Source organism: Granulicella sp. dw_53 (assembly GCF_018449545.1).
Taxonomy (GTDB): Bacteria; Acidobacteriota; Terriglobia; order Terriglobales; family Acidobacteriaceae; genus Edaphobacter.
In genome coordinates this window covers 344,251-369,407 of record NZ_JAAVUR010000005.1, presented here as the reverse complement: position 1 = coordinate 369,407, position 25,157 = coordinate 344,251, and the positions used below count along the sequence as shown (strand labels likewise).

Sequence of the window (25,157 nt, the reverse complement as noted above, 5' to 3'; positions counted from 1 at the left end):
GTCCCAGCAAATGCAGTGTGCGTCATAGAAACGCCATTGGTCCTGCTCAATCGGCGAATGAGCCTGCATCGATGGGAAGGATGTGGCCAGTGATCATGCGGGACTCGTCGGACGCTAAGAAGAGCGCCGCGTAGGCGACGTCCTCAGGCTCGATCAGACCGAACTGCTGCGTTGCAAGGGCGACCTTGACGTCCGGTCGGTCCGCCATCATCTTCTTGATTCGGTCGGTGCCGACCGTCGCGGGCGCGATGGCATTGACCCGGACTCGATCCTTGGCGAAGGCGTGCGCTGTGCTTCGAGTGAGATTCATGACGGCGGCCTTCGACGAGGCGTAGGCCGAGCGCCCGCCCGTCAGATTTCCGAAGCCCGCCATGGAAACCATGTTGATCACCGATCCGCCTCCGGATTTGACCATCTCCGGGATCGCAAAGCGAAGGGTGAGGAACGTGCCAAAGTGATCGACTCGCATCTTGTTCCAGAACTCGTCGAGGGAGGCTGTGGTCACTGGGCCGTCCGCTTTGCCCGAGCCGCCTGCGTTGTTGAGCAGGATATCAAGCTGTCCCAGGCGGCCGACCGTCTGGCGGACGGCCTCCTCCACCGATTCTGGTTCGGTTACATCGCATACCTGAAACGCTGCATCGCCACCTGCGGCGACTATGCTCTGTGCTACTGCTTCGCCTTCAGCGATTCGGCGGCCCGCTACGACGACGCGAGCTCCTTGCTGAGCGAACATCTCGGCACAGGTTTGGCCGATTCCGCTGGTTGCTCCGATCAGAAGAGCGCATTTGTTTTTTAGTCTTCCGTTTTGGTACCGATCCATCGCGTTATTTTAGAAGCTTTCGCGAGTTGTTCCCCAGGGGCGCAAAGATTGAGGTTCATTGGCTACAACTGGTTCTGAGGCTGTGGAAGTTGCCGATCTCGTTCTGTGAGGGCTCCGAAGAGAAGGCCAAGGGTGGTCCATAGGACGGCCTGCATCTCCCAGGCGGCGAGGCGGAATCTCCACAGCAGCTCGGCGGGGAATGCCGCGGGAGTCTCGTCGATGACCGGTAGCAGATGGGCGACGATTCCGATGACAACCAGAAACATGCCGGCGGCGAGCAGGGAGCCGTTCCAGGAACCGAAGCGTCGACTCCATCGGCGGCCGGCTTGAACGGAGAGGCTCATGGCGGCTATTGAGAAGGCCATCATGAGGAAATATGCTGCGGTGCGAAGCCCGATGGTCTCGGGCTTCCCTACCGAGGGCGGGCTGGCGGGGTATTTGAGGCTGGGAACGAGCGCGATGGCGATGAATCCGGCAGCCGCCAGAAAGACGGCGAGCTCGCGGGGGCGCGTCAGGCCGATGCGGCCGTAGGCGAAGGCAAAGACGAGGCCGAAGATTCCGCCCATCGCCGCGCCGTAGACGATGACGCCGGTGAGCAGTCCGGCGGTCTTTTGAATTCTGCGGCTGACCATCTCCGGCTCTGGGGGCTCGCCTTGTGCGTGATCGATGGCGGCTTCAACGGCGATGGCGCGGTCTACCTCGGGTTCGCCGGTGATACGGGCACAGAGGAAGACCAGCAATCCCGCGACGATGCCCACCAGCATGCCGCGGAGCAACAACGTTCGAGTCATGGAAGAGACGTCCTACGGGAAGACGGGATTAGTGGCAGGGGAAGCCGAGGAGATGCCGACCGTCGTGCACGAACTCATGGACGGTACGGCCATGGAGGAGCGAGGTTGCACCCTGTTCCGCGCCGACGAAGTAGATCGCAAGGAGCATCAGCAACCCACCGAAGAGCGCCCAAGGCAATAGCTCCCGCATGGGGATGACAGGGACTAGGGTGGGTTGATCGATCGATCCGATGGCGGTTTGTGCCATGATGAAGCCTCCTGGGTTGGCGCTCTTGATCGAGTGTCGATCGAACTCACAACTTTTTTCAGCCTAGTGAAGGTCGGCTACCCTGTCAAGACGGAGGGGATAAACGATCCGCCTCCCGGTAAAACGATGGAAGCATACTCTCCACCTGCGCGCATCACCTTCCTCAGCCATGCTGCGACTTCGGCGCAGCGCGTCGTAGCGTTTCCTTTGGACGACGCGCTTGAATCGACGGAGGTCGAGAAGATCGCCGCGATGCGTTGGATCGCGCCTCGTGCGCAGCAGATCCTTTGTGGACCTGAGCGGCGTGCTTGCCAGACCGCCGTCGCGCTGGGGCTTGTTGCGGTTCCGAGTTCGGATCTGCGCGACTGCGACTACGGCGCATGGCGTGGCCAGCAGTTGGAGGAGTTGCAGACTTCTGATCCTGAGGGTTTGATGGCTTGGCTAACCGATGTCGCCGCGGTCCCGCATGGCGGCGAGTCGATTGTGCAACTGATCGAACGCGCCGGGCGTTGGCTGGAGGATCAGCAAGGTGGCGATCATATGCTGGCTATTACTCATCCTGCTGTGATTCGGGCTGCGCTGGTTCATGCGCTGGGCGCTCCGCCAGAGGCGTTTTGGAAGGTCGATATCGCACCGCTTACCGTTACGGATCTTCGCTTCAACGGCAGGTTCTGGACGTTGCGTTCCGTGGGTCTGCCGTTGACTTAAGTCGCAGCCCTCCATGGGATGCGAGCATTATGGCTGTATTATGACTTTGGGAATGATCAATACTACGTCAAATGATCATTTCAAGGACCCGATAAAAATTATGTGCGCTGAAATTCGTCGCTGTACGACTGTCTCGACTCATGTCAAATTCTGCCTTGGGTTATCGTCTTTCTGCCTATTTTCCGTGGGGGTGGCGCTTGGGAAGGCGCCTGAGCTCACGCTAACGCCGCAGCCTCGAGAGATGCACGCTGCGGGAATGATGGGCGTGAGCTCGGTGTCGGTGAGTGTGCCGGGTGGAGATGCCGAGGATTTTTTCGCGGCTCAGAACCTGAGCAGAGCGATGGCGGAGGAAGGTATTGCCGTGTCGCCTGCGGTTGGAGCGGCGGACCTGCGGGTGGTGCTCTTACGCGAGGACTCCACGCAGGCGCAGAAGCTTCTGAAAGAGGAGAAGCTCTCCTTTGAAGAGGGGATGCAGGACGAGGGGTATGTGCTGGTCTCACGGAACGGCACGGTCGCGATCATTGGAGGTACGGCCGCAGGTGTCTTTTACGGGGCGCAGACGCTGAAGCAGTTGATCGACGATGGCGGAAGTACGAAGAGGATCTGGACGGGGACGATACGGGACTGGCCGGCGATGAAGTATCGCGGCGTCGACGACGATCTTTCGCGGGGACCGTTTCCTACACTGGCGTTTCAGAAGCATCAGCTCGAAGTGCTGGCTGCGTACAAGGTGAACTTGTATTCGCCCTACTTCGAGCACACGTTGCAGTACTCCAGCGATCCACTGGCCGCGCCTCCGGGGAGCTCGTTGACGAGGGCGGAGGCGCAGGAGCTGGCAGCGTTTGGGCGGAGCCTACATGTGATGGTGGTTCCGGAGCAGGAGGCCTTTGGGCATCTGCACCACATGCTGAAGTATGAGAAGTATTCGAACCTGGCGGAGACGCCTCATGGGCATGTGATCGCTCCGGGGCAGCCGGGATCGCAGCAACTGATCCAAAGCTGGTTCAGCCAGATCGCCGAGGACTTTCCTGGTCCCTTTCTGCATGTGGGCGCTGACGAGACCTTCGAACTGGGAACTGGCAGGACGAAGGCCGAGGTAGACAAGCGCGGGCTGGGTCCGGTGTACGCGGACTTTTTGACGACGATCCACGAGACGCTCTCTCCGTTGCATCGGAGGCTGCTGTTCTGGGGGGATGTGGCGGAGAGCGATCCTTCAGCGGTGGAACATCTGCCGAAGGACATGATTGCGATTCCCTGGATCTACTGGCACAAGGACAGCTACGACAAAGATATTCTGCCGTTCAAGAACGCTGGGATCGAGACGTGGGTCGCTCCAGGGGATGCGAACTGGAAGGTTGTGTATCCGCTGGGGAAGGCGGCGCTGGATAACATCTCCGGGTTTGTGGAGGCGGGTCAGCGGCTGGGAAGTACGGGAGTGCTGAATACGGTCTGGAACGATGACGGCGAAGGGCTGTTCAACCAGGATTGGTTTGGAGTGCTCTTTGGGGCAGCCGCCGGGTGGCAGTCCGGGAGGAGCGATGGCACGGCTTACCAGGCTGCGTTTGGGCGCACCTTCTATGGCGACAGGACGGGGCAGATCGATGAGGCGCAGCGGGAGTTAATGATGGCGGAGGAGCTGATCGATGTCTCCGACGATGCGTTCTGGCTGGATCCGTGGAGCAAGGCGGGGCAGATGAAGGCGGCGAAGATGCGAGAGAAGATTCCTGCCGCCCGGCTGCATGCGGAGAATGCCATCGAGCTGATCGAGACCGTTCGCGCTACGGATTCTTCGTTGCACGAGGTTGCTGCGTTACAGGCGATGGAGCTGGGCGCACGCAGGATCGACTTTATCGGAATGAAGTTTCAGTTGTCCGATGAGATGAGCCGGGCGTATGCCAAGGCCTCCGCGCTGAAGAACGATAAGAGGCACGAGACGGAGACCAGAGAGCTGCTGTATTCGATCAGCAGCATGAACGGCCGGTGCCAGGATCTGCGGGATGGCTACTCGATGCTGAAGGGTCTGTATCGCGAGAGCTGGCTGGCGGAGAACAGGCCCTATTGGCTGGACAACGTTCTGGTTCGCTACGACCTTCAGATTCAACAGTGGCAGAGAAGAGGGGACGAGGTGAATACACTGATCGACGAGTGGCAGAGCACGAAGACGCTGCCGCCTGCGGCCAGGATCGGGCTTCCTCCGGCTCCGCTGAAGCAGTAAGGATGTTCAAGCTGCCGTGGCGTTCAGGCGAGGATGACCTGGATGCCACGGTCGAGGATGGCTTGGTGCGTGTCCTTGGGGAGGCGGGTGTCGGTGACGAGAATATGCACGGAGGAGACGGGGCAGATGAGCGCGGTGCTGACCTGACCGATCTTTGTGGAGTCCGCGACAACGATGACTTGCTTTGCCTGGTGCAGCATGGTGAGCGAGACGGTGGCCTCTTCAGGCTCGAGGGTGGTGACGCCGCGCTCGAGGTCGAAGCCGGTGACTCCGATGAAGGCTTTGTCGAGGTAGACGTCTTTGAGGAAGTTGAGGGTCGCTTGTCCTGCGAGCGCGAAGGCCCAGGCCCAGGCGATGGTTCCTCCGGTGAGCATGGTTTTGATGGCGGGTTGATTGCACAGCTCCATGCCGATGTTCATGGCGTTGGTGATGACGGTGATGCCGCGACGGTGGCGCAGGGAACGACCGATCTGCGTGGTTGTGGTTCCGGCGGTGATGCCGATGGTCTCTTTTTCCGCGATGAGCTCGCCGGCGGCGAGACCGATGCGGCGCTTCTCGTCGGCGGAGCGGAGCTGGCGGGTCTGAAAGGAGGTGTCGTGGCGGAAGGGCTCGTAGAGCAGAGGCTCTACGAGGGTCGCTCCGCCATGGGTGCGGAGGACGAGACCGCGCTGCTCAAGGCGCGCGAGGTCGCGACGGATGCTTGGGGAGGAGGTTCCAACCTGGTCGACCAGTTCCTGAACGGAGATATCTCCCGCACGAAGGAGAGCCTTCATGATTCTGTCGGCGCGTGCCTCAATCTTGTTTGACATTTGGGCCAGTCTAGCCCAGGAATGAGCTAAATCTCCGAAAAAATTCTGTAAACGGAAATAATTATGATCAAATAGGCTTCAAATGAGCAGTTTTCCCAAATGAGAACGAAGAGCGCCGTCACGGTCGAGGATTTCCCCGTCTGTACGTAACGTACGTCGTTGGATTTTTGGCATTAACAACGGTATATGGATGGTTGGAGAGGAATCGAAGATGAGGCGAGGTTGGAACGGGAGATTTTTGAGTGGATTGCTGGGCGTTGCGGCGCTCACGCTCAATGGGGCTGCGCTGGCGCAGAATGCGGTCGATATTAAGCCGTCCCCCCAGCAGACGGAGTGGCAGGATCTGGAGTTTGGGGTGATCCTCCACTTCGATACGAATACGTTTCTGGATCGCGAGTGGGGTGACGGAACGGCCAGCCCGCAGGTCTTCAATCCGACGCAGTTCGATCCGGATCAGTGGATGAAGGCTATCAAGGCGTCCGGAGCGAAGTATGTGGTGATGGTGGCGAAGCACCACGACGGCTTCTGCCTGTGGCCGACGGGGCAGACGGACTACAGCATCAAGCAGAGTCCGTGGAAGGACGGCAAGGGCGATGTGGTGGGTGAAGTTGCGAAGGCTGCACGAGCGAATGGACTGAAGTTCGGCGTGTATTTGTCGCCTTGGGACCGGCATGATCCTCGATACAAAGATCCTGTGGCCTATGACAAGTATTACAACGCGGAGCTGGAAGAGTTGGCGACGCACTATGGGGATCTGGTGGAGTTCTGGCTGGATGGCGCGGGAAGCACCGGGCGCACCTATAACTTTCCGAAGATCATCGAGACGCTGCGGACGTACCAACCCAACACGATTGTGTTTGCCGATACTGCCTTGTTTGAGTACGGCGATGCCCGGTGGGCTGGAGACGAGACGGGGAAGATCGAGTATCAGAACTGGAATGTGATCGACCGGCATGGTTACATTCGTTGGCGTCCGGTCGAGGTGGATACCCCGCTTCGCAAGCTGCATTGGTTCTGGCATCCGAATGATGAGGCGTCGTTGAAGACGGTGGATGAACTGCTGGACAGCTATGAGAACTCTGTGGGCCATGGAGGGCAGTGGATGCTGGGCGTGGCGCCGGATAATCGTGGCTTGCTGCCTGACTCGGACGCGAAGCGGCTGCGGGAGTTGGGCGCTGCGCTGCGTCAACGGTATGGCAATAACTTGCTGAAGGAACATGTGAGGACGGATGAGAATGTCTCGCGTGCGCTGGATGGAGATCCGGATACCTTCTGGAGTGCGCCTGCAGGATCGCACAGCGCGACCCTGGTGGTGGATATGCCTACGCCCATCACGTTCGACCATGCATTGACGATGGAGTGGCTCACCGAGGGGCAGCAGGTGCTGCAGTATCGGATTGAGGCTTGGCAGGGAGGACAGTGGAAGCCACTGGTCTCGAGCTACGCGATTGGGCATAAAAAGATCGATCAATTTGCGCCAGTGACAGCACAGCGGATTCGATTGAATATCATGACGAGCGCAGGTGAGGCTCGTATTCGAGAGTTCCAGGTGTTCTCTCTGGATGGGCAAACGAAGTAGAACTCCTGAAGGGCTTTCAATGCATAGCAATAGGTCTGCCTGGTGTGGTTTCGGTTGGCGTGGTCTTGTTTTGACTACAGCCGGTGCGTTGATGGCTTGTGTAGGCGCAGTGACGGCGTCGGCGCAGGTGATGCAGGTCTCGCTGGATGAGGGGTGGCGGTTTCGAGCGATCGCCGCCCCTGATCACGCCGACGCCATGCAGTGGCATTCGGCCACCGTACCGGGCGTGGTGCAGACAGATCTGTATCGCGCCGGCGTGATTCCCGATCCATTCTTCGGCGATAACGAGAAGCAGTTGCAATGGATCGGACTGACGGACTGGGAGTATACGGACGAGTTCAACGTCAGCGAGGCGATGGTTCGGCATGGGCACGTCGAGATGGTCTTCGATGGGTTGGATACGTTTGCAGATGTTTCGTTGAATGGCACTTCCCTGCTCTCCGCGGACAATATGTTTCGGAGCTGGCGTCTGGATGTGAAGCATTCTTTGCACGCAGGCAAGAATACGTTGCGGATTGTGTTTCATTCGCCGACGAATCGTATTACGCCGATGGTTGCGAAGCTACCGTATGTGATTCCGGGGACTGGATACGAACAGTTGGATCGCGCGAAGGGTATCTATCCGGTGAGCCATTACATGCGCAAGGCTCCTTATAACTACGGGTGGGACTGGGGACCGAAGTTCGTCACCCAGGGGATCTGGCGACCTGTGCGGTTAGAGGGCTGGGATGCGGCGCGGGTGGCGAGCTTTCATGTTCGGCAAGACTCGGTGAATGAAGAGCGCGCTGTACTGGAGGCAAACCTTACGGTGCAAGCAGATGTCGCGGGCGCAGCGTCGTTGCAGGTGCGGGTGACGAATCCTGAAGGTGTCGCGTTGCCGGTGCGGATCACACCGGTGCAGCTAGATAAGGGCGAAAATCACCTGATGCTGCCGATGCGGATCGAGCATCCGGAGCGGTGGTTTCCCAATGGATACGGCAAACAGAGTCGTTACACGATGAAGGCAGAGCTGGTGCGGAACGGCAAGGTCATTGCGCAGTCGCAGTTGAAGACGGGGGTGCGGTCGGTAGAGCTGCAGCGCGTGCCGGATAAGTGGGGGACTAGCTTTACCTTCATCATCAACGGCATTCCGGTGTTTGCGAAGGGAGCGAACTTTGTCCCGCTCGATAGCTTTCCGTCCAATACGACGGATGCAAAGCGAAGAGAGATTCTGACGGCGGCACGCGATGTTCACATGAACATGCTGCGCATTTGGGGTGGTGGATTCTATGAGACCGACGAGTTCTACGATCTATGCGACGAACTTGGGTTGATGGTGTGGCACGACTTTATGTTCGGCGGTGCGATGGTGCCGGGGGACAAGGCGTTTCAAGATAACGTTCGGGCAGAGAGCGTTGAACAGGTGCAGCGGTTGAGCGATCATCCGAGCCTTACGCTGTGGTGCGGTAACAACGAGGTCGAGACCGCGTGGCATGGCTGGGGCGACCAGATCGCCTTCCAGAAGAGCGTCACGCCGGAGCAACGCGAGCGAGTGTGGCAGGACTATGTCGTGATGTTCCGGGACATCTTGAAGAGTACGGTGGCGACGTACGGAAACGGTGTTCCCTACTGGCCGAGCTCGCCGGGGTCGAACTTCGATGATGTGCCAGCGGGGCAAGAGAACGGCGATATGCACTCGTGGAAGGTATGGAGCGCGGGCGCACCTGTAACTGAATATGCTACGAATGCGCCCAGGTTTCTGTCGGAGTTTGGCTTCCAGTCGATGCCCGACCTGCGGACCGTGCGAGCATTCGCAGGCTCGAATGAGGATCTGACTTCGCCGGCGCTTTTGAATCATGAGCGGTTTATCCATGGCTTCGACCGGATGCAGCAGTACCTGAAGGATGAGTTCAAACCGGCACGAGACTTCGCTTCGTTCGTCTATCTGAGCCAGGTGATGCAAGCGGAGGCGATCAAGTTTGGCGTGGAGCATATGCGCACCCTGCGTCCGGAGACGATGGGCACACTATATTGGCAGCTCGATGATTGCTGGCCGGTGGCGTCGTGGTCTTCGCTCGACTACTTTGGCCGGTGGAAGGCGCTGCACTACTATGCGGCTCGGTTCTACGCGCCAGTGCTGGTTGCGGCCGAGGCTAAGGAGAATCAGTTTACGGTGCATGTAGTTTCCGATGAGCTGCAACCACGGCGGGCGGAGCTGCATTTGCGCCTGCTGGGCTTCGATGGAACGTTGCAGCAGGAGTCGAGGCAGAGCGTGCAGGTCGCGGCTCTGGCCAGTACGGCTGTTGAACCTATCCACCTGAAGAGCTTCGATGCAAAGCAGACGGTCGCGGTGTTGACGCTGGAGCAGGATGGAAAAGTAATCGCTACGAACACTGTCTACTTTGCGCGGTCGAAGGATTTGTTTCTGCCTGAGGCCAAGATCGTGCAGCAGGTTCGTGTGGATAAGACGGGATACGTGGTAGAGCTGCGTTCCCCTGTGTTGGCGCGGGCGGTTGCGTTGGGGTTCGGCAGCGTGGAGGCTAAGCCGGAGGATAACTACTTCGATCTGCTCCCAAATGAGAGCCGAGAGATTCATGTAGCGAGTAAGGCTTCGCTGGAACAGGTGAAGGCTTCGCTGGAGCTGCGTTCGCTTGTGGATGCTGCGAAGTAAAGATGGTGGGATCTGGAGATGAGTATGCGCGGGATCTGTTTGAGTTTGGCTTCGTTGGTGTTGGCGAGTGTGACTGGGATGGCGCAGAGTAGCTGCTCCAACCGGCAGACCCAAGAGGAGATCGATCGCCGGATCGACACGTTGATCGCGCAGATGACTCTGCCGGAGAGGATCGCGCAGTTGCAGGATCAGGCACCGGCGATACCAAGGCTCGGCATACAGGGGTACAACTGGTGGAACGAAGGGCTGCATGGATCGGCGCGGAATGGGTATGCGACGGTGTTTCCGCAAGCCATCGGGCTGGCAGCGACGTGGGATGCCGCGCTGCTGCATGAGGTGGGGGATACTGTCTCCACCGAGGCGCGAGCGAAGTTCAATGCACATGCCAAAGCGGACTCTCCTAGGTATGGAGGGCTGACGATCTGGTCGCCGAACATCAACATCTTTCGCGATCCGCGTTGGGGGCGTGGGCAGGAGACATATGGGGAAGATCCATTTCTGACGGCGACGTTGGGGACGCAGTTCGTTGAGGGGATTCAGGGGAAAGATCCCTTTTATCTGAAGGCGGATGCCACACCGAAGCACTTCGCGGCACATAGTGGGCCGGAGGAAGGACGGGATGGATTCAACTCTAAGGTCTCCGCCCATGATCTTTCGGATACGTATCTGCCAGCATTTCATGCGGTGACGAGGAAGGCCGGAGCTGCGGCTCTGATGTGCTCTTACAACGCGATCAACGGAACGCCCTCCTGCGCGAACGATGGCTTTCTTGCAGAGAGGGTGCGGGGGCTTTGGGGATTTCGCGGCTATGTGGTCTCGGACTGCGATGCCGTGGGGAACATTACCTCGTATCAGCACTACACAAAGGACCATGCGCATGGAGCGGCGGATGCGCTGAATGCAGGCGTCGATCTGGACTGCGGCAAGACCTATGACGCGTTGCAGCAGTCGTTCGATCAAAAGCTGGTGACGGAGGCGACGATCAACCGGTCGCTGCATCGTCTGCTGTTGGCGCGGGTGCGGCTGGGCATGATGGATGCCAGTGGATGCTCGCCCTATGACCGCATCTCAGAGAAGGACAACGATACGCCGGAGCATCGCAGGCTCGCGCTGCGGGCGGCGGAGGAGTCTGCGGTGTTGCTGCGGAACGATGGGACGTTGCCGCTGAAGGCCGCAAGCCAGAGCGTCGCGGTGATTGGGCCGACCGCGAATATGGTGAAGGTGTTGGAGGCGAACTATCATGGCACGGCTTCGCATCCGGTGACTCCGCTGGAGGGCATCCGTGAGGAGTTCAAGACGGTTCGCTATGCGCAGGGAAGCCTGCTTGCGACAGGTGTGTCCGCGCCGATACCGGAGACGGCGTTGCGTGTGGGTAGTGGTTCCGATGCGAAGGCAGGACTGACTGCGGAGTACTTCGCGGAGGCTTCTTTCTCAGGCAAGGCTGTGGTGACGAAGACAGTCTCCAAAGTAGATCTGGATCTTGACCGCGTTGGTCCTGTGGCTGAGGTATCGCCCACTCACTATGCCGCTCGTTGGAGTGCCTACCTGGTTCCGATAGCGGCGGGCGACTATGTGCTTCGTGTAAATGTGGAGCGGTGCTGGGACTGTACGACGCATGATGCGTTTCGTCTCTTCGTCGATGACAAGCTGGCTCTCGATAATAAGAGCGGTGCAAAGGGCGAGCTGGATCGCGTGACGCTACACTTCGGCGATACCGCGCCTCATGTGATTCGTTTGGAGTACTTGCACACGGGGCAGGATGAGGGCGTCGCGTTGGAGTGGGAGCCACCGACAGAGGCATTGCTCGAAGAGGCGGTTGCAGCGGCGCAGCGCTCGGATGTGGTGGTTGCGTTTGTCGGTCTCTCGCCTGATCTTGAGGGCGAGGCACTGGGTATTCACCTGGATGGGTTTGCTGGTGGCGACCGTGTGAGTCTGGGTCTGCCAGCGAGTCAGAGGGCGCTGTTGAATCGCTTGCAAGAACTGCATAAGCCGATGGTGGTGGTGTTGACCTCTGGCTCCGCCGTAGCGCTAGGACCGGAGCAAGATAAGGCTGCGGCTGTGCTGGAGGCGTGGTATCCGGGTGAGGAGGGCGGACGTGCGATCGCGCATCTGCTGGCAGGAAGGGCGAATCCTTCAGGACGGCTGCCGGTTACGTTCTATCGATCCGCGGAGGATCTGCCTTCATTCTCGGACTACAGCATGGAGCATCGGACGTATCGGTATTTCGATGGGCCGGTTTTCTATCCGTTCGGCTTTGGCTTGAGCTATGCCAAGTTCGACTACGGTACGGTGCGGCTTTCGAAGAACACGCTCGCCGCGGGAGAGGCGCTTACAGCGACAGTGACTTTACGCAATACGAGCAAGGTGAGCGGTATGGAGGTCGCGGAGCTCTATGTGGCGCCGCCTCGGGCCGACGGCAATCCAAGGCTCGCGCTGGAGGGGATCGAACGCGTGCAACTGATGGCGGGCGAGTCTCGTGCGATTACGTTTACGTTGTCCCCGGCGCAGATGAGCTTTGTCGATCCGACTGGCAAGCGTGCTGTGCGGGCTGGCGACTACCGCCTGTTTCTAGGTAGCACACAGCCGGATCTGGAGCACGATAAAGGCATCGCATTCCAGATCACGGGTGAGAGAGCGATGGACTTCTAGAGCCATTCTCCTATTGCAGTGGAATGGAAGGAGAGAAGTGCCGTTTTTCTTAGATGAAAAACGGCCACCGATTCGAAGTCTCCCCGGTACGCCTACGGGAGAATCGCCCTAGTCACTCGTCCTCTCTTGCCTTGGCTCAACATAGGTCTGGTAATCTTCGGGCTTGAGCAGCTTCTCCGGTCCACCGTTTAGATCCAGTACGGTGATCCGGTTCTTTCCTGCCTGCAGCCATGCGCCGGGAAGAAACAGGCTGCCCGATGGGCCGATGTTCCAGAATCTGCCTAGGAGATGTCCGTTCACCCATACGACGCCTTTGCCGAGCCGCTCGGTGTTCAGATAGGTATCAGCCGGCGCACTTACCTGTAGATCGCCCTGGTAGAAACACGGGCCCGCACACGCTGCTTTCTTGTAGCCGGCTGTCGGGGCCTGTGGGATCGGGAGTGGGACGATGTCCCATCCATGCAGTACGTCGCTTCCCAGGTGGACATCGCCTAGAATACCGGCCCTCTCTCCGAGAAGCTTCGTCGTAAAGTTGATGCGTCCGGAGTTCTCTACCAGGAGATCCAGCCGCTCGCCGCCATGCACTGAGAGCTTCAACTCATTCGTTGCCAGGCGCCTGTCCATGACACCAGACAGAGTTCCGTTGACATAGACGCGGGCGTAGCTGTGGAGGCCATCTACGTGCAGTAACAAATCTCCCTGGCTTCCCTTCGGCACTGTCGTGCGATAGAGAATGTAGCCGTAGGCCTGGTCGACGTCCTCCATGGAAAGTGGCGTCTCGGAGTGAATCGGCTTAGGTAGACCTGCCCACAAAGAACGTGTCTCGCTCAGCCGCAGTTCCGGCAACGCCATCATCGGTGGCGAGTCGGGTACCGCAATCGGGGTCTGGTGGGTGACCTGCTGGATCATGTCGCGGAGTGCGAAGTACTTCGGCCTCGGCCTTCCGGACTCATCGATCGGCGCGTCGTAGTCGTAGCTGCTGACGTCCGGCTGGTAGCCATCGTGGTCCGAGTTGGCGCCGTTCATCCAACCGAAGGTGGTCCCTCCATGGATCACGTATAGATTGATCGAGTAGCCCTTTTCGATGACGCCACGGATCTCTGCTTCCTGCTTCGCCGCGTCCGTCACCTGATGCTTCTCTCCCCAGTGATCGAACCATCCGTCCCAGTACTCGGCGGCATAGACCGGCGTGTCCGGCCGGAAACGCTTCAGCAGATCGAGCGAGCGTTGCGCGTCGCCGGTTCCGTAGTCGACGGCTGCAAAGACGCCCGGCAGGGTGCCCTTGGCCATCACATCACCGCCATCCGCAGTGTAGAGCAGCGATCCAGTGAAGCCGGAGTCGAGCAGGATCTGGTGGATGTGTCTCAAGTAGACGCCACCGTCGTCCGGCACGGTGAACGAGCCATATTCGTTCTCTACCTGCACCGCCAGAATCGGCCCTCCGTTGCTGGCCTGCAGTGGTGCAAGTTCTTGCCCCAGACGCTTCATCCATCGACGAGCAGGATCGAGGAAGTTCGCCTGCGAACTCCGCAGCACCATGCTGTGGTCTTTCAACAACCATGCCGGATATCCGCCTAGATCCCACTCGGCACAGACGTAGGGGCCGGGTCGCAGGACGACGTACAGCCCCTCGGCTGCAGCCTCGCGAATGAACTCGGCCACATCCTTTTGCCCAGAGAAGTCATAGACGCCGGGGCGCGGCTCGTGGAGGTTCCAGAAGACGTAGATGGTGATCGTGTTCAAGCCCATCGCGTGTACTTTCCGCAGGCGATCCTTCCAATCGGCTCGTGGGATTCTGGCGTATTCGAGCTCACCGGAGAGAATCTGAAACGGTTTACCCCGAAGCAGGAATCTATCCCCCACCACCTGCAACGGCGGCGCTGTTGCCGCCTGCTTCTCCTGCGCCCCAGCCGATGGATTCAACAGTCCAGCCATCCACAACGCTGCCCCGGCCACTACCAAACGCCGCATCCCACGACCGCCATCTCTCTGCGCCCGATTCATCTTTTCTCCCGTATCTTTTTTTTTGCTGCAGAGAGACAACCAAAGCCTTCGTAAAGGTGTCCATCCCCGGTATCTGGCCCGAGGAGTTCACGAACCGTCTTCTCGCTCTTCTACGTCGCGTTATAAAACTCTCATTCCAGATGTCCCTCACTCATTCTGCACGAACGTTTTGGGTGGTAAAGCGGAGACGACTGACAGGACGATTTGGTTGCATCACCGCTTACGCTATCAGTAAATTGACTGACTGATTGACATATGATCATTTTATAGAGAAAATTTGCCATCCGCCTTGTTTCGGAATCCGCAGCGAATTGTGAGGTCCTTCTCTATGTGTAGTGAGATTTATGTGGGTCGCCACCTAAAGACCATCTTTATCCACCTTGCAGTTTTGCTTGGTCTGGCCGCGGCACCGTTCGCGTCTGCGCAGATCGATCAAGGCGGCATTACCGGAACCATTACGGATTCCGCAGGCAATGCAGTGCAGGGTGCCTCCGTTACTCTGCTCAATCAGGACAACGGGCTCTCCTTCTCCCGTTCGACCGGCAGCAACGGCTCCTACACCTTCTCCCCCATCAAGATCGGCACCTATACCCTGACGATTAGCGCCCCCAGCTTCCAGACCCTGAAGCAGCAAAACATCAACGTGAGCGTGAGCCAGACCGTCGGGCTCAATCTCAAGCTCAAACCAGGCGAGGTCAGCGACACAGTCACGGTCACCACCACCCCGGAGCTGCAGACGGAAGACGCCTCTACCGGTCAGGTCTTCTCGGCTGCGACTGTAGCCGACACACCACTCGACGGACGGAACTACGTCTTCATCGCGCAGTTGACCACCGGCGTGGCCGCACCCAACCAGGGATTCGGACAGGTCGCAAAGTCCGGAGACTTCAGCTCCAACGGAAGCCGCGTCTCGCAGAACAACTTCGTGCTGGACGGCGTCGACAATAACTCCAACCTGCAGGACTTCCTGAACGGCGCGACCTATGCGGTTCGTCCTCCGCCGGATGCCCTGGCGGAGTTCAAGGTTCAGAGCAGCGAGTACAGCGCGGAGCTCGGCCACTCGACCGGCGCCGCTATCAACGCATCGATCAAGTCAGGCACCAATCAGTTCCACGGCTCACTGTGGGAGTACTTCGAGAGCGACCGCCTCGCTGCCTCCGACTACTTCAACCGAACGGGTAAGACCGCATTTCACCAGAACCAGTTCGGCGCCACCTTCGGAGGGCCGATCTGGCATGACAAGCTCTTCTTCTTCGCCGACGCGCAAGGCGACAGAATCTCCTCTTTTGTGCCCTCTCAGCCGAACCAATCCGTCCCGACCGCCCAGATGCGGAACGGTGACTTCACTGAGCTTCTCAACCCAGCCAACACGAACGGCGCCGGAGCGATCGCCCTCTATCTGCCTGGCGGCAACAACACGACTTCCGTCGGAGGCACAGAGACCCCCGGTACTCCTCAGCGTTTTCTCACCTGCAACGGCGTCCGCAACGTCATCTGTCCGAACCAGATCAGCCCTGTCGCCCAAAGGATTCTGAACCTGTTCCCCGCCCCGAACCAGGGTGCAGCCCATCAGGTATTTCAGAACTACACGATTCCGGCGACGTCCTTCACCATCAACACAACGCAGTACGATGCGCGCCTCGACTTCAATCCCTCGGAGCACGATCAGATCTTCGGACGTTACAGCTACTCCAACAATCCAACCACCTATACACCACCGCTGGGAATTCTCGATGGCGGGAGCTTCGGAGCCACCGGACAAAGCTCAAACTATGCAAAGAGCGGAGTCTTCGGAGAGACGCACTTCTTCAGTCCTACTTTGTCGAATGAGTTTCGCGTCGGCTACAACTTCCTCCACGCCTCTTACCTCCAGGTCAATAGCGGGACAGACATCGCCGCTCAGTTTGGTCTAGGTGGTATTCCGGCTGGTCCGACTCTCGGCGGCTTTCCTCTCATCAGCTTCGGCACCACAGGAATAGGCGGAAGCTCAACGCTTCACACAATTGGCGTTCCCGGCTTTCTGCCTTCCGACGAAAAGCAGGATGTGCTTCAGATCATCGATAACGTATCGAAGGTCTGGGGACGCCACAGTGTGAAGGTCGGCATCAACTTCCAGCACATACGGTTCTTCGGCCTCCAGCCGCCAAACGGTATCGGCACCCAGAGTTTCAGCGGCGTCTATACCTCGGATCCGGGACAACCGTCCGTGGTGACTGGTTCCGGAGTCGCCGACTTCTTGTTGGATGATATGAACAATTCCGCACTCAACAGTGTGACCCCACTGACTGATCTGCGTTGGTACGAGGCAGCCTACGCGCAGGACGACTGGAAGGTCACACCACGCCTGACGCTCAATCTCGGTCTCCGTTGGGAGTACACCCAGCCGGTGCGCGAGTTGAACAATCACCAGGCCAACTTCGTCGGCAACTATGCGCCGAACAACCAGGGAACGGGAACCTACATCATTCCCCAGTCACAGCAGAACTTCCCCATTGCCCCCGTTCTTCTGCAGACGTTTGCCAGAGACCACATCGGGATCCAGTACTCCAACAACGACTACCTGGTGAACCCCCGCAAGGTGAACTTTGCTCCTCGCATCGGCCTCGCCTTTGCAGCCGATCCTAAGACCGTCATTCGCGCCGGTGGAGGTCTCTTCTACGGTGGCCTGGAGAACATCGGTCTAGGACTCAACCTCGCAAACAATGCGCCCTTCTTTGCCAATGCGAACTTCATCCCAACCCCTGACGTCTGCCAGAATGTAAACAACGTCGTCACCTGCCCCACCAATGGACAGACCCTCGAGACCGGCTTCGGCGCGGCTGCGAACGATCCTGCGGCGTTGGCGAACGCTGCCAGCATCGGCACTATCTATGCCAACGACCAGAACGCCAAGTCGGCCGTAACCACCTCGTACAATCTCAACCTGCAGCACGCATTGAGCGATACTCTCTCGTTCACCATCGGCTACCAGGGCAACGAGAGCAAGCACCTCAGGATGAGCTACAACCCCAACGTCTTCAACGGAGCAGTTCCCAAGGGCGCCAACGGGCAGAGCCTGCAGCCGTTCTTTGACTTCAATATCGTCAACGTTGCAAATCAAGGCATCGGCCGCTACGACTCCCTGCAGACCAAGATCGAGAAGAAGTACTCGAATGGCCTGTACTTCCTGGCTGGTTATACCTGGGCTCACTGCCTCGACGATGCCTTTGGTCCCATCGGACAGAGCCAGCAAGGCGGTTACCGTAACCCGACGGCTCTGGGCTTCCGCTACGACTACGGCGCCTGCACGCAGGATGTGCGCAATCGCTTTACCTTCTCGCCCCAGTACGAGCTGCCCTTCGGCAAAGGAAGAAAGTTCCTGAACAAGGGTGGTATCGTCGACGCGCTGGCCGGTGGCTGGAAGACCAGCTTCATCTTCCAGGTGCAGAGCGGCAACCCCATCTTCCTTACCTCAACCAACCAGGGCTCCAGCTATCCCTTCCGTATCGGCGATCCATTCGCGTCTGGAGGTACCGCCAACCCTGCTACGCAGCCGCAGTTCAATTGCGCAACAAAGACGCGAACCCTACAGCAATGGTTCAATCCTTGCGCATTCGCCAATCCCCCGCAGGCGTCTACCGTCTCCGATGCCAGCCAGAACCTGATCGCGTCGAACATCGCAGGATTGACTCCCTTCGGACCTCGAGGGCGTCAATCCATCGTCGGACCCGGTTTCAACAAGCTCGATATGTCTTTGTTCAAGAGCTTCAAGATCCCCTTCCACGAATCGGCTCTGCAGGTTCGCGGCGATGCCTTCAACCTGCTCAATCACCCCAGCTTCAGCAATCCTGGCTCCGCCTTACAGGGCTCTAGCGGACAGGCAATCACCCAGACGAGGTTTAGCGGGATCCTTCCCAACGCGCGTGTCATCCAGCTCGCGATGCGCCTCTCCTTCTAACCTCGTTACCCTAACCGCCGCCCCGGTCGTTATAATTCCGGGGCGGCTTTCTTTTTCCGCGGGTGGCAGCGATGAATCAAGTGGACCAATGGAATCGGCTGGCAGCGGGACGGAGCTACGACCGGCGGGAGTTCCTGCGCGGCCTCTGTGGCTCCGCCCTCGCGACCACCGTCTCCAGCGTCCTTCCGCGACGCGCCTGGGGCAGCGCCGTGAAGCGCCGCAAGGTAGTCGTCGTTACCTTCGGCGGAGGTGCCCGCGACGAGGAGACCTTCGCCCCCGAAGGACAGCAGAATATCCCGCGAATGCTGCAAGAACTGATGCCGCAAGCGGCCTTCTTCACCCAGGTAGTCAATCGCGGTATCCTCGGCCACTATGTCGCGACCGCATCGCTCGCCACTGGCGTCTACGAGCGCTTCAACAACTTCGCCGACGTCTCGCCCGAGAACCCTACCCTCTTCGAATACTTTCGGCAGAGTCTCAAGCGCCCGGCGTCCGACGCATGGGTGGTCGCGCCAAGCAATGGCTTCAACCGCATCGGCCAAAGCTCCCATGGTCTTTATACGGGAGCAGGAGCCAGCGTCATCCTACCCAAGAGATTGCTCGCCCACGCGGATGGCTCAGCCGCATTCGGCGGGCTCGAGCACCTGCTCAACGATAACTACGAGTCCCCCATCCAGGCCCCGGTTGCGCTTGCATCGGAGATGCCCTCCGAGCAGGTCGCCTCCATGCTGAAGCTCTCGGTCGCGGACTTCGCCGCTCACGCCAGCACGTTGAATAGCCCCGACGAGCTATCTCTCTTCGTCGCCCGCCGTATTATGCGGGAGGTCGCTCCCTGCCTGCTGTGGGTGACGCTCCACGATATCGACGTAGCCCACACCGGCGCGTTCTCCCTCTATCTTGAGGGCATCCGCCGCTCTGACACCATCTGCGCCGAGCTATGGCGCACTATCCAAAGCGAACCCGAGTACAAGGACCAGACCAATCTGCTCATCCTTCCGGACTTTGGCCGCGACTCCGATGGAGACGCCGGAGGCAATGGCTTCCAGCATCATCGCACCGGCGACGCTCTCTCGCGAACGACATGGATGATGGCCCTCGGACCCGATGTACGACAAAACACAGTCGTCGACCGTCCAATCGAATCGATCGACCTGACACCCACCGTGGCGGCGCTATTTGGCTGCGACGCCCGCATGTCGCAGGGCCATCTCATTCGGGAGCTCGGCTTGTGATCGGCGATGCGCAGAAGCCTTCGTCCCTCGCGACCCAGCAGCTTCCGCTGTTGCGAAAGCTGCCTATCCCACTCGCGGCGATCATGATGCAGCAGATAGCTCGCGCGGACCGGCTCTTCCCTGTCGAACTCCAAGAACTCAAACGGTCGCTTCAAGCCCTCGCATCCCCTCACTCCCCAGCGATAGAAGCGGCGGTTCGCGCCTTTGCCGCGCTGCAACTTTCCCCTGAACTGCAGCATCTCGACTGGGCCACGGACCCCGCAAGCTTCGTAGAGAAGATGAGCGCCGAGCTTTGGAGCTCAGGCCAGATCGGTGCATTTCACGACGCCGCAAAGTTGCTCGTTCCGGCTACGCTTCCCACCCAGACATCTCCTCCCATCAAGCCTGCTCGCTTCGTCACGATTGCTCTCGACCGGCGTCTCAGCGCAGAGTCCAGCACGCCCTCGTTGTTTCTCAAGCTTCGCCCTCACGGCACCTTCTTCCCCAACGTCAAAGACGAAGAGCCCAACACCCTTGGAGAGTGGTTATCGGCTCGTGCAGCCGCGGCCCCCGCGCCTTATGCGCACTGGCGTCTCTCCGGCGAAGCAGATCGTTCACCCTCGCCTGCTTCCGTGGTATCGCTCTCCTATGACGGTCTCAAGTCGACTCGTCAACAACTCCTCGCTCGCTTCAACGCGACGCGCAACACGGATGGAGCCAGCGGTCCTGAAGGATTGCGGCATACGCTCCTCCAACTGACGCCCGAGCAGATCGGCCTCGCCTCCATGCCCGACCCGGTACTGCGGGCCTTCGCCATGGAGATCTTCACCGGCGGATCAGGCACCCAGTTATACGCGACGACCTTCGTCCAGTGGACCGTTCGCGAAGTTCTACGACGCGCTCAGCCCCAAACCCTGCTGGCTCGCTTCACACCTCGCAGCGAAGCCACTTCCATCGACCTCCGCTTTACCTATCCTGAACTGGAGCCTCCACCCGATGGCCGCGGCTCGCTGATCGATGCGGAGATGGGAGCCTACCTGAGCTACCTGAATCTTCAGCGCCTTCCCGATGAAGGCGCGAGCTTCCTGGTATGGCATGAAGGCTACGGACAGGCTTTGCTCATCGGCAACGGCATGCCCGGAAATGCGCAGAGCCAATCCCCTATTACGCTCAAAGCTCTTCTGCGGCTTACGACCTAGAAGAGCGATACACAGGCTGCGCGACCCAGGTTGTCCCCGACGCATTCCTCTCGCGGAATGGAATAAACAGCAACTCGTTTTGTTATCCATCAAAGGATAGAAACCAGTCCAGAGATGGAGTGTAATTTTTCATGATCTCGGCAAACGATCTTAGGGTATTTTCACGAATGATTGGGGAGAGTAATGCCAGCGTAACAGGCTGGACCCGCTCCCGAAGTTCCTTCCGTGAGACGTTGGACGCTATCGATACCTATAACCGAGCGCCTTCGCCGGAGAGCCTCCGGTTCATCGAAATGTGCCTCGACCGTTTGCCGGGAGGGAAAAAGCTGCAATACGTCAGCGCTTTTAGGCAGTTGAAGATGACGTTGGCGATGGAAAAGATCATGCTGGAGTCCAGGGAACAGGTCAGGCGCCTGGCTGAGAATAGCTTCCGCGTCACCTCCGATTCGCAGGAATACACGAACTCCTTTGGAAGTGCTTTTACAAATGCTTTAGCCAGTATGACGGCCAGTAGCCGCTGGCTCGATGGTGGTGCGGGCGAAGCGCGAGCCATGATCGCGTATCTGGATGGCGGAGGTAAAGGGCAATGTATAGCTACCGGCTATCAAATCCCGACGACTGCCGCTCCATCGGTCAGAGCAGCGAAAGAGAAGTACCCTGACCGGTTCGATTATGTCTCAGGCAAATATTTCTCAGGCATCTCTGACGCTGAACTCCATCTGGAAAGAGGGAAGTTCGACCTTATTACAGACCTGAATGGAGTCATGTACTACACCCAAACCCTGGTGGAGGATCTGAAGCGATACCTTAGCCTATTAAAGGTCGGAGGAGTGCTGGTATTTACATCGATCCAAGTGGAGATCGATATGCCAAACGCAACAAACCACGACCCAAGACAAGTTCCAGATCTCGCAAGATGGATGAGCAACATTACGGGGATCAATGTAACTCGGAGTCGCAGGACCGGCTCTTACACACTAGTCAAAAACTCTGACGACATCAATGTTCCACACTTGAATGTGATCACTTACGAGATCCGTCAGGGTCGCAATGACCCGTTGCGGAAATACTCCTGCAACTCACCACTCGCAATCCACCCAGTGATTACTTAGCAGAGCTGATGCAGTAGCGAAGCGGCCTTTCATTGATGGCAAAGGCCGCTCCGTATGCCTCCCTGCTAGGGTTTATGTGGAAGAGTCATCGCTGGATTCTCATCGAAGAAGTTGACGGGACGAATCAGGAAGTCATGCCACATCGTAGGCATGACCGGCCAGTCTTCAACACGGACCGCATGATGAAAGCCCAGCGTGTACCAGGCGACGATATCGGTGTTCTCGATAGAGCGGTTCGCCTTGGTCCAGGCAGGCAGCCCTTCGAGACCCTTGCTGCTGGTCACATAAGTCCCCGCTGCGTAGAGTTCATCCGGCTTGTACGGCGTCACCCAAAGTTGATGCGCTGAGAATGCCCCCACCCTCTGCGCAGGATCGTCCGGCGATACGAGAGAGACGGCAGTGGCTCCGGGCATAATCTCGAAGCCGGTAGGATGGCCGAGCTTCCCATGCTCGGACGTACTGATGAAGTTCCACATACTAGGTTTGTGGAGATCGATATCCAGAATGCCATCCTTCTCGGTATGCGCGAGCGACGACTCGACAGCCCAGATACTGGTGCGGGTATGCTGCTTGATCGGCTGTGCGACCATGCGATCGATCATGAAGCTGTTGTTCGTTCCATCGACGTCAAGGTCAAGCCGATAGGAGAAGAAGTGATCGTGGTTCACCGCTACGGTGTTGGGGGCGACCAGTGTGCCATAGGACGGCTTAGCCATGCCATCATGCTTCATAGGCTCAACCGAGGTCTCTTTGACACTCTTCGTCTCCACGATTCCTGTTGCGCCGACCGCCACACGAATCGTACCGTCCTGCTGAAAGATCCAGTCCATCAGATAGTCGTAGTTCCCTACCACCGCAGCAGTACGAAGCACCAGTTCGCGGCTGGGACGGCCATTGATCTGGTTATTTTCAAAGTGACGCCACGCCGGATTGCCGCTTGCACGCTCGAACATGCACGCTGCCTGAGCCTTGCGGATCGGCGCGGAGTGATCGGACGGTGCGTAGCCTGTAAAGTACTCGGCGTTCTCCGGGCAGTCATCCGGGCCCACCGGCTTGATGAGTCCGCCTAGCAGAAACTCTCCCGCATCGAGGAACGCCCGCGAGTTCCAGCCCTCCTCCGGATCCATATAAGGAACATACATCTCTGAGAGCGAGCCCTCGTAAAGCACCGAACGGAGCCGCTCTCCATCCTGATAGCGAACCATATTGACGACCGGCCCGACACGCGGGTCGAGGCGAAATCTGAAGTGCCAGTTCTGCCAGTTCACTTCACCTTTGTCTATCTTGTAACCGGGTCCCATCGGCTGCATCACGATAAGAGGAGTAGTTCCGGCGCGGGGAGTGCTCTCGGCCTCTTCAAACGACGTGGGACCACTGGGAACCGGAACGGCTCCAGTATCGAGAACTCGCAACACCTTCTTTGTAGTCAGATTGGCAAGGATGTGGATGCCTTCCACCGTGCGCCCCCAGCTATGGTATGCGCCATGAATATCCGTGCACTCGCCCCATCCGATTCTCTGCCCATCCTGCTCGGGAAAGACCAGGAACGACAAGGGCCCGGCGCCGCAGTTCACCGTAGAGAGATCGGTGATGCCTCGCGCCTTGAGCGCCGCGAGCACGCGAGCATCATGCTTGACGATATCCCCCATGGCGGCGAACTCCGAGCCGGTTACAGGCGCTTGCACGCCAGGAATTGCGTTCCAGAACTCGAGCTTCTGACCCGTAAGATCGATGCGCGCCTCAAAGGTCTTTCCTTCATCGAGCAGGATCACATCCGCCTCACGCGGAATCGGCTGACCCTCCTTCCACGCCAGCACCGTATCTTTCGCTGGCTCATGCAGCAGCAAACTCGACGTCAACGTCTTCTCGTTAATATGTCCGCTCTTCTGCAGGACGTCATGCACCTTCCAGTACTCGTCCGTCGTGAGGCCATCCAACGGATGTTGCGGAACTTTGGATTGTGCGCCCAAAGCAAGAGGGAGAGCGAGCAGCAATGAGTAGGGACAACACTTAAAAATGCGCATAGGTCTCCTGTAGGTAAAAATGAGTTGAGAAAAACCGACGATGTAGCTTTGTTAACTAGTGGAAATCTTGTTCAGCCACGGCCCGCATAGTCGCGATACGCGACGAGCCCTAACTCCGGAACGCTGGTAGCTTGCATGGCCGCACGCACGATTGCCCGCGCCATCACCGTCGCGGCAATCGCGCCGATCGCAGTAACATCTGCGGTCACGTCCGAAGCGCCCGTCGACATCGAGAAGATCGTGTCTCCATCTCCCATCGTGTGGACAGGATTGATCGCGCGGGCATATCCGTCATGCGCCATCTGCGCGATCTTATTCATCTGCGTCTTGGTAAACTTCGCGTTCGTAGCCACGACTCCGATGGTCGTGTTCGCCGCATTCTGAACCACGACACGATACCCATTCATCATCGCCGCCATCGAATCGCGATAGCCCTTTCCATCCTCACCGCGAGCCCCGGCGACAACCTTACCCGTCTGCGGACTCACCACATCGCCTACCGCATTCACAGCCACTAACGCCCCGACGACGATACCGGTATTGCCAATGCTCACGCTGGCCGTGCCAAGCCCCGACTTCATCGAGAACTTCGGCCCAAACATCTTGCCGATAGTCGCACCCGCGCCCGCACCAACGTTGCCTTCAGCAACAGGACCACTACTCGCTGCGAGACACGCCTTATAACCAGACTCAGCATTAGGCCGAATCTTGAAGTTGCCCACACCCAGATCCATCAAAATCGCTGCCGGGACAATAGGCACTACACCAAGCTGCCCAATCTTGTAGCCGAGCTTCTTCTCTTCGAGATAGCGCATCACTCCGCTGGCCGCATCGAGACCATACGCGCTCCCGCCAGAGAGCATGATCGCATTGACCTTCTGCACCGCATTGATCGGGCTAAGCAGGTCCGTCTCGCGCGTGCCAGGAGCAGAGCCACGCACATCCACCCCCGCCGTCGCACCCTCTTCGCAGATCAGAACGGTGCAGCCTGTAGGGCGCTCCGTAAGCGTGTAATGCCCAACCTTCAATCCCGGAACATCAGTGATCGAGCCACCCTGCGGCAGGGTACTCGGATCGAAGCCGGCTGCGGCAAAGGCCATGCCAGGGAGTGCAGCAGCAAGCGGAAGTCCAAGCAGATTTCGAGTAAATTCACGGCGGCGCATAATGTTCCCTCTTATCTTGAAATTCAACGGTCAAACTTA

General features: G+C 58.6%; 16 protein-coding genes. 9 read left to right on the top strand and 7 right to left on the bottom strand.

What is annotated here, in order from left to right; all coding sequences use genetic code 11:
- Nucleotides 1–46: 46 nt before the first annotated feature.
- The 3 genes from HB393_RS10475 to HB393_RS10465 form a co-directional block, all read right to left on the bottom strand.
- Nucleotides 47–820, bottom strand: coding sequence for an SDR family oxidoreductase (locus HB393_RS10475; RefSeq protein WP_213805105.1), 774 nt, complete (start codon nucleotides 818–820; stop codon nucleotides 47–49).
- A 62-nt stretch (nucleotides 821–882) separates the two neighbouring features.
- Nucleotides 883–1,611 (bottom strand): CbtA family protein, encoded by a 729-nt coding sequence (locus HB393_RS10470; RefSeq protein ID WP_213805104.1) that lies wholly within the window; start codon nucleotides 1,609–1,611, stop codon nucleotides 883–885.
- A 28-nt stretch (nucleotides 1,612–1,639) separates the two neighbouring features.
- Entirely contained in the window at nucleotides 1,640–1,858 is a 219-nt protein-coding gene (locus tag HB393_RS10465; RefSeq protein WP_213805103.1) for a CbtB domain-containing protein, read from the bottom strand.
- 33 nt (nucleotides 1,859–1,891) lie between these two features.
- Between HB393_RS10465 and HB393_RS10460 the strand changes: the two genes are divergently transcribed.
- Entirely contained in the window at nucleotides 1,892–2,566 is a 675-nt protein-coding gene (locus tag HB393_RS10460; protein ID WP_345945132.1) for a histidine phosphatase family protein, read from the top strand.
- 13 nt (nucleotides 2,567–2,579) lie between these two features.
- Nucleotides 2,580–4,781 carry a glycoside hydrolase family 20 zincin-like fold domain-containing protein gene (locus tag HB393_RS10455; protein ID WP_345945130.1) on the top strand — a complete coding sequence of 734 codons (2,202 nt, stop codon included), beginning with the start codon at nucleotides 2,580–2,582 and terminating at the stop codon, nucleotides 4,779–4,781.
- Nucleotides 4,782–4,804: 23 nt separating this feature from the next.
- Here HB393_RS10455 and HB393_RS10450 read toward each other — a convergent pair whose 3' ends face one another.
- Nucleotides 4,805–5,590, bottom strand: a complete 786-nt coding sequence (locus HB393_RS10450; protein ID WP_213805101.1) for a DeoR/GlpR family DNA-binding transcription regulator — start codon at nucleotides 5,588–5,590, stop codon at nucleotides 4,805–4,807.
- A 211-nt stretch (nucleotides 5,591–5,801) separates the two neighbouring features.
- On the opposite strand from HB393_RS10450, the gene HB393_RS10445 reads away from it, so the two are divergent.
- From HB393_RS10445 to HB393_RS10435, 3 genes are all read left to right on the top strand, one after another.
- Nucleotides 5,802–7,169 (top strand): alpha-L-fucosidase, encoded by a 1,368-nt coding sequence (locus HB393_RS10445; protein WP_213805100.1) that lies wholly within the window; start codon nucleotides 5,802–5,804, stop codon nucleotides 7,167–7,169.
- Nucleotides 7,170–7,239: 70 nt separating this feature from the next.
- On the top strand, nucleotides 7,240–9,819 hold the full coding sequence (locus HB393_RS10440; RefSeq protein WP_213805099.1) for a glycoside hydrolase family 2 protein: 2,580 nt from the start codon (nucleotides 7,240–7,242) through the stop codon (nucleotides 9,817–9,819).
- A gap of 24 nt (nucleotides 9,820–9,843) precedes the next feature.
- Nucleotides 9,844–12,468 (top strand): glycoside hydrolase family 3 C-terminal domain-containing protein, encoded by a 2,625-nt coding sequence (locus tag HB393_RS10435; RefSeq protein WP_255550969.1) that lies wholly within the window; start codon nucleotides 9,844–9,846, stop codon nucleotides 12,466–12,468.
- Nucleotides 12,469–12,576: 108 nt separating this feature from the next.
- Here the strand turns inward: HB393_RS10435 and HB393_RS10430 are convergent, their stop codons facing one another.
- Nucleotides 12,577–14,472, bottom strand: coding sequence for a beta-galactosidase family protein (locus tag HB393_RS10430; protein WP_255550968.1), 1,896 nt, complete (start codon nucleotides 14,470–14,472; stop codon nucleotides 12,577–12,579).
- A gap of 346 nt (nucleotides 14,473–14,818) precedes the next feature.
- Between HB393_RS10430 and HB393_RS10425 the strand changes: the two genes are divergently transcribed.
- The 4 genes from HB393_RS10425 to HB393_RS10410 all read left to right on the top strand — a co-directional run bounded on the left by HB393_RS10425 (nucleotide 14,819) and on the right by HB393_RS10410 (nucleotide 21,931).
- A complete protein-coding gene (locus tag HB393_RS10425; RefSeq protein WP_213805097.1) occupies nucleotides 14,819–18,409 on the top strand; it encodes a carboxypeptidase regulatory-like domain-containing protein in 3,591 nt (1,196 codons plus the stop codon).
- 71 nt (nucleotides 18,410–18,480) lie between these two features.
- Nucleotides 18,481–19,641, top strand: coding sequence for a hypothetical protein (locus tag HB393_RS10420; protein WP_218623935.1), 1,161 nt, complete (start codon nucleotides 18,481–18,483; stop codon nucleotides 19,639–19,641).
- Nucleotides 19,638–20,819, top strand: a complete 1,182-nt coding sequence (locus tag HB393_RS10415; protein WP_213805096.1) for a hypothetical protein — start codon at nucleotides 19,638–19,640, stop codon at nucleotides 20,817–20,819. Before HB393_RS10420 ends, HB393_RS10415 begins: the two co-directional genes overlap by 4 nt.
- A gap of 131 nt (nucleotides 20,820–20,950) precedes the next feature.
- On the top strand, nucleotides 20,951–21,931 hold the full coding sequence (locus tag HB393_RS10410; RefSeq protein ID WP_213805095.1) for a class I SAM-dependent methyltransferase: 981 nt from the start codon (nucleotides 20,951–20,953) through the stop codon (nucleotides 21,929–21,931).
- A 65-nt stretch (nucleotides 21,932–21,996) separates the two neighbouring features.
- Here HB393_RS10410 and HB393_RS10405 read toward each other — a convergent pair whose 3' ends face one another.
- Both HB393_RS10405 and HB393_RS10400 read right to left on the bottom strand, forming a co-directional pair.
- Nucleotides 21,997–23,955: a hypothetical protein gene (locus HB393_RS10405; RefSeq protein WP_213805094.1), complete on the bottom strand. Its 1,959-nt coding sequence runs from the start codon at nucleotides 23,953–23,955 to the stop codon at nucleotides 21,997–21,999.
- A gap of 71 nt (nucleotides 23,956–24,026) precedes the next feature.
- Nucleotides 24,027–25,118: a P1 family peptidase gene (locus tag HB393_RS10400; protein WP_213805093.1), complete on the bottom strand. Its 1,092-nt coding sequence runs from the start codon at nucleotides 25,116–25,118 to the stop codon at nucleotides 24,027–24,029.
- Nucleotides 25,119–25,157: the final 39 nt, after the last annotated feature.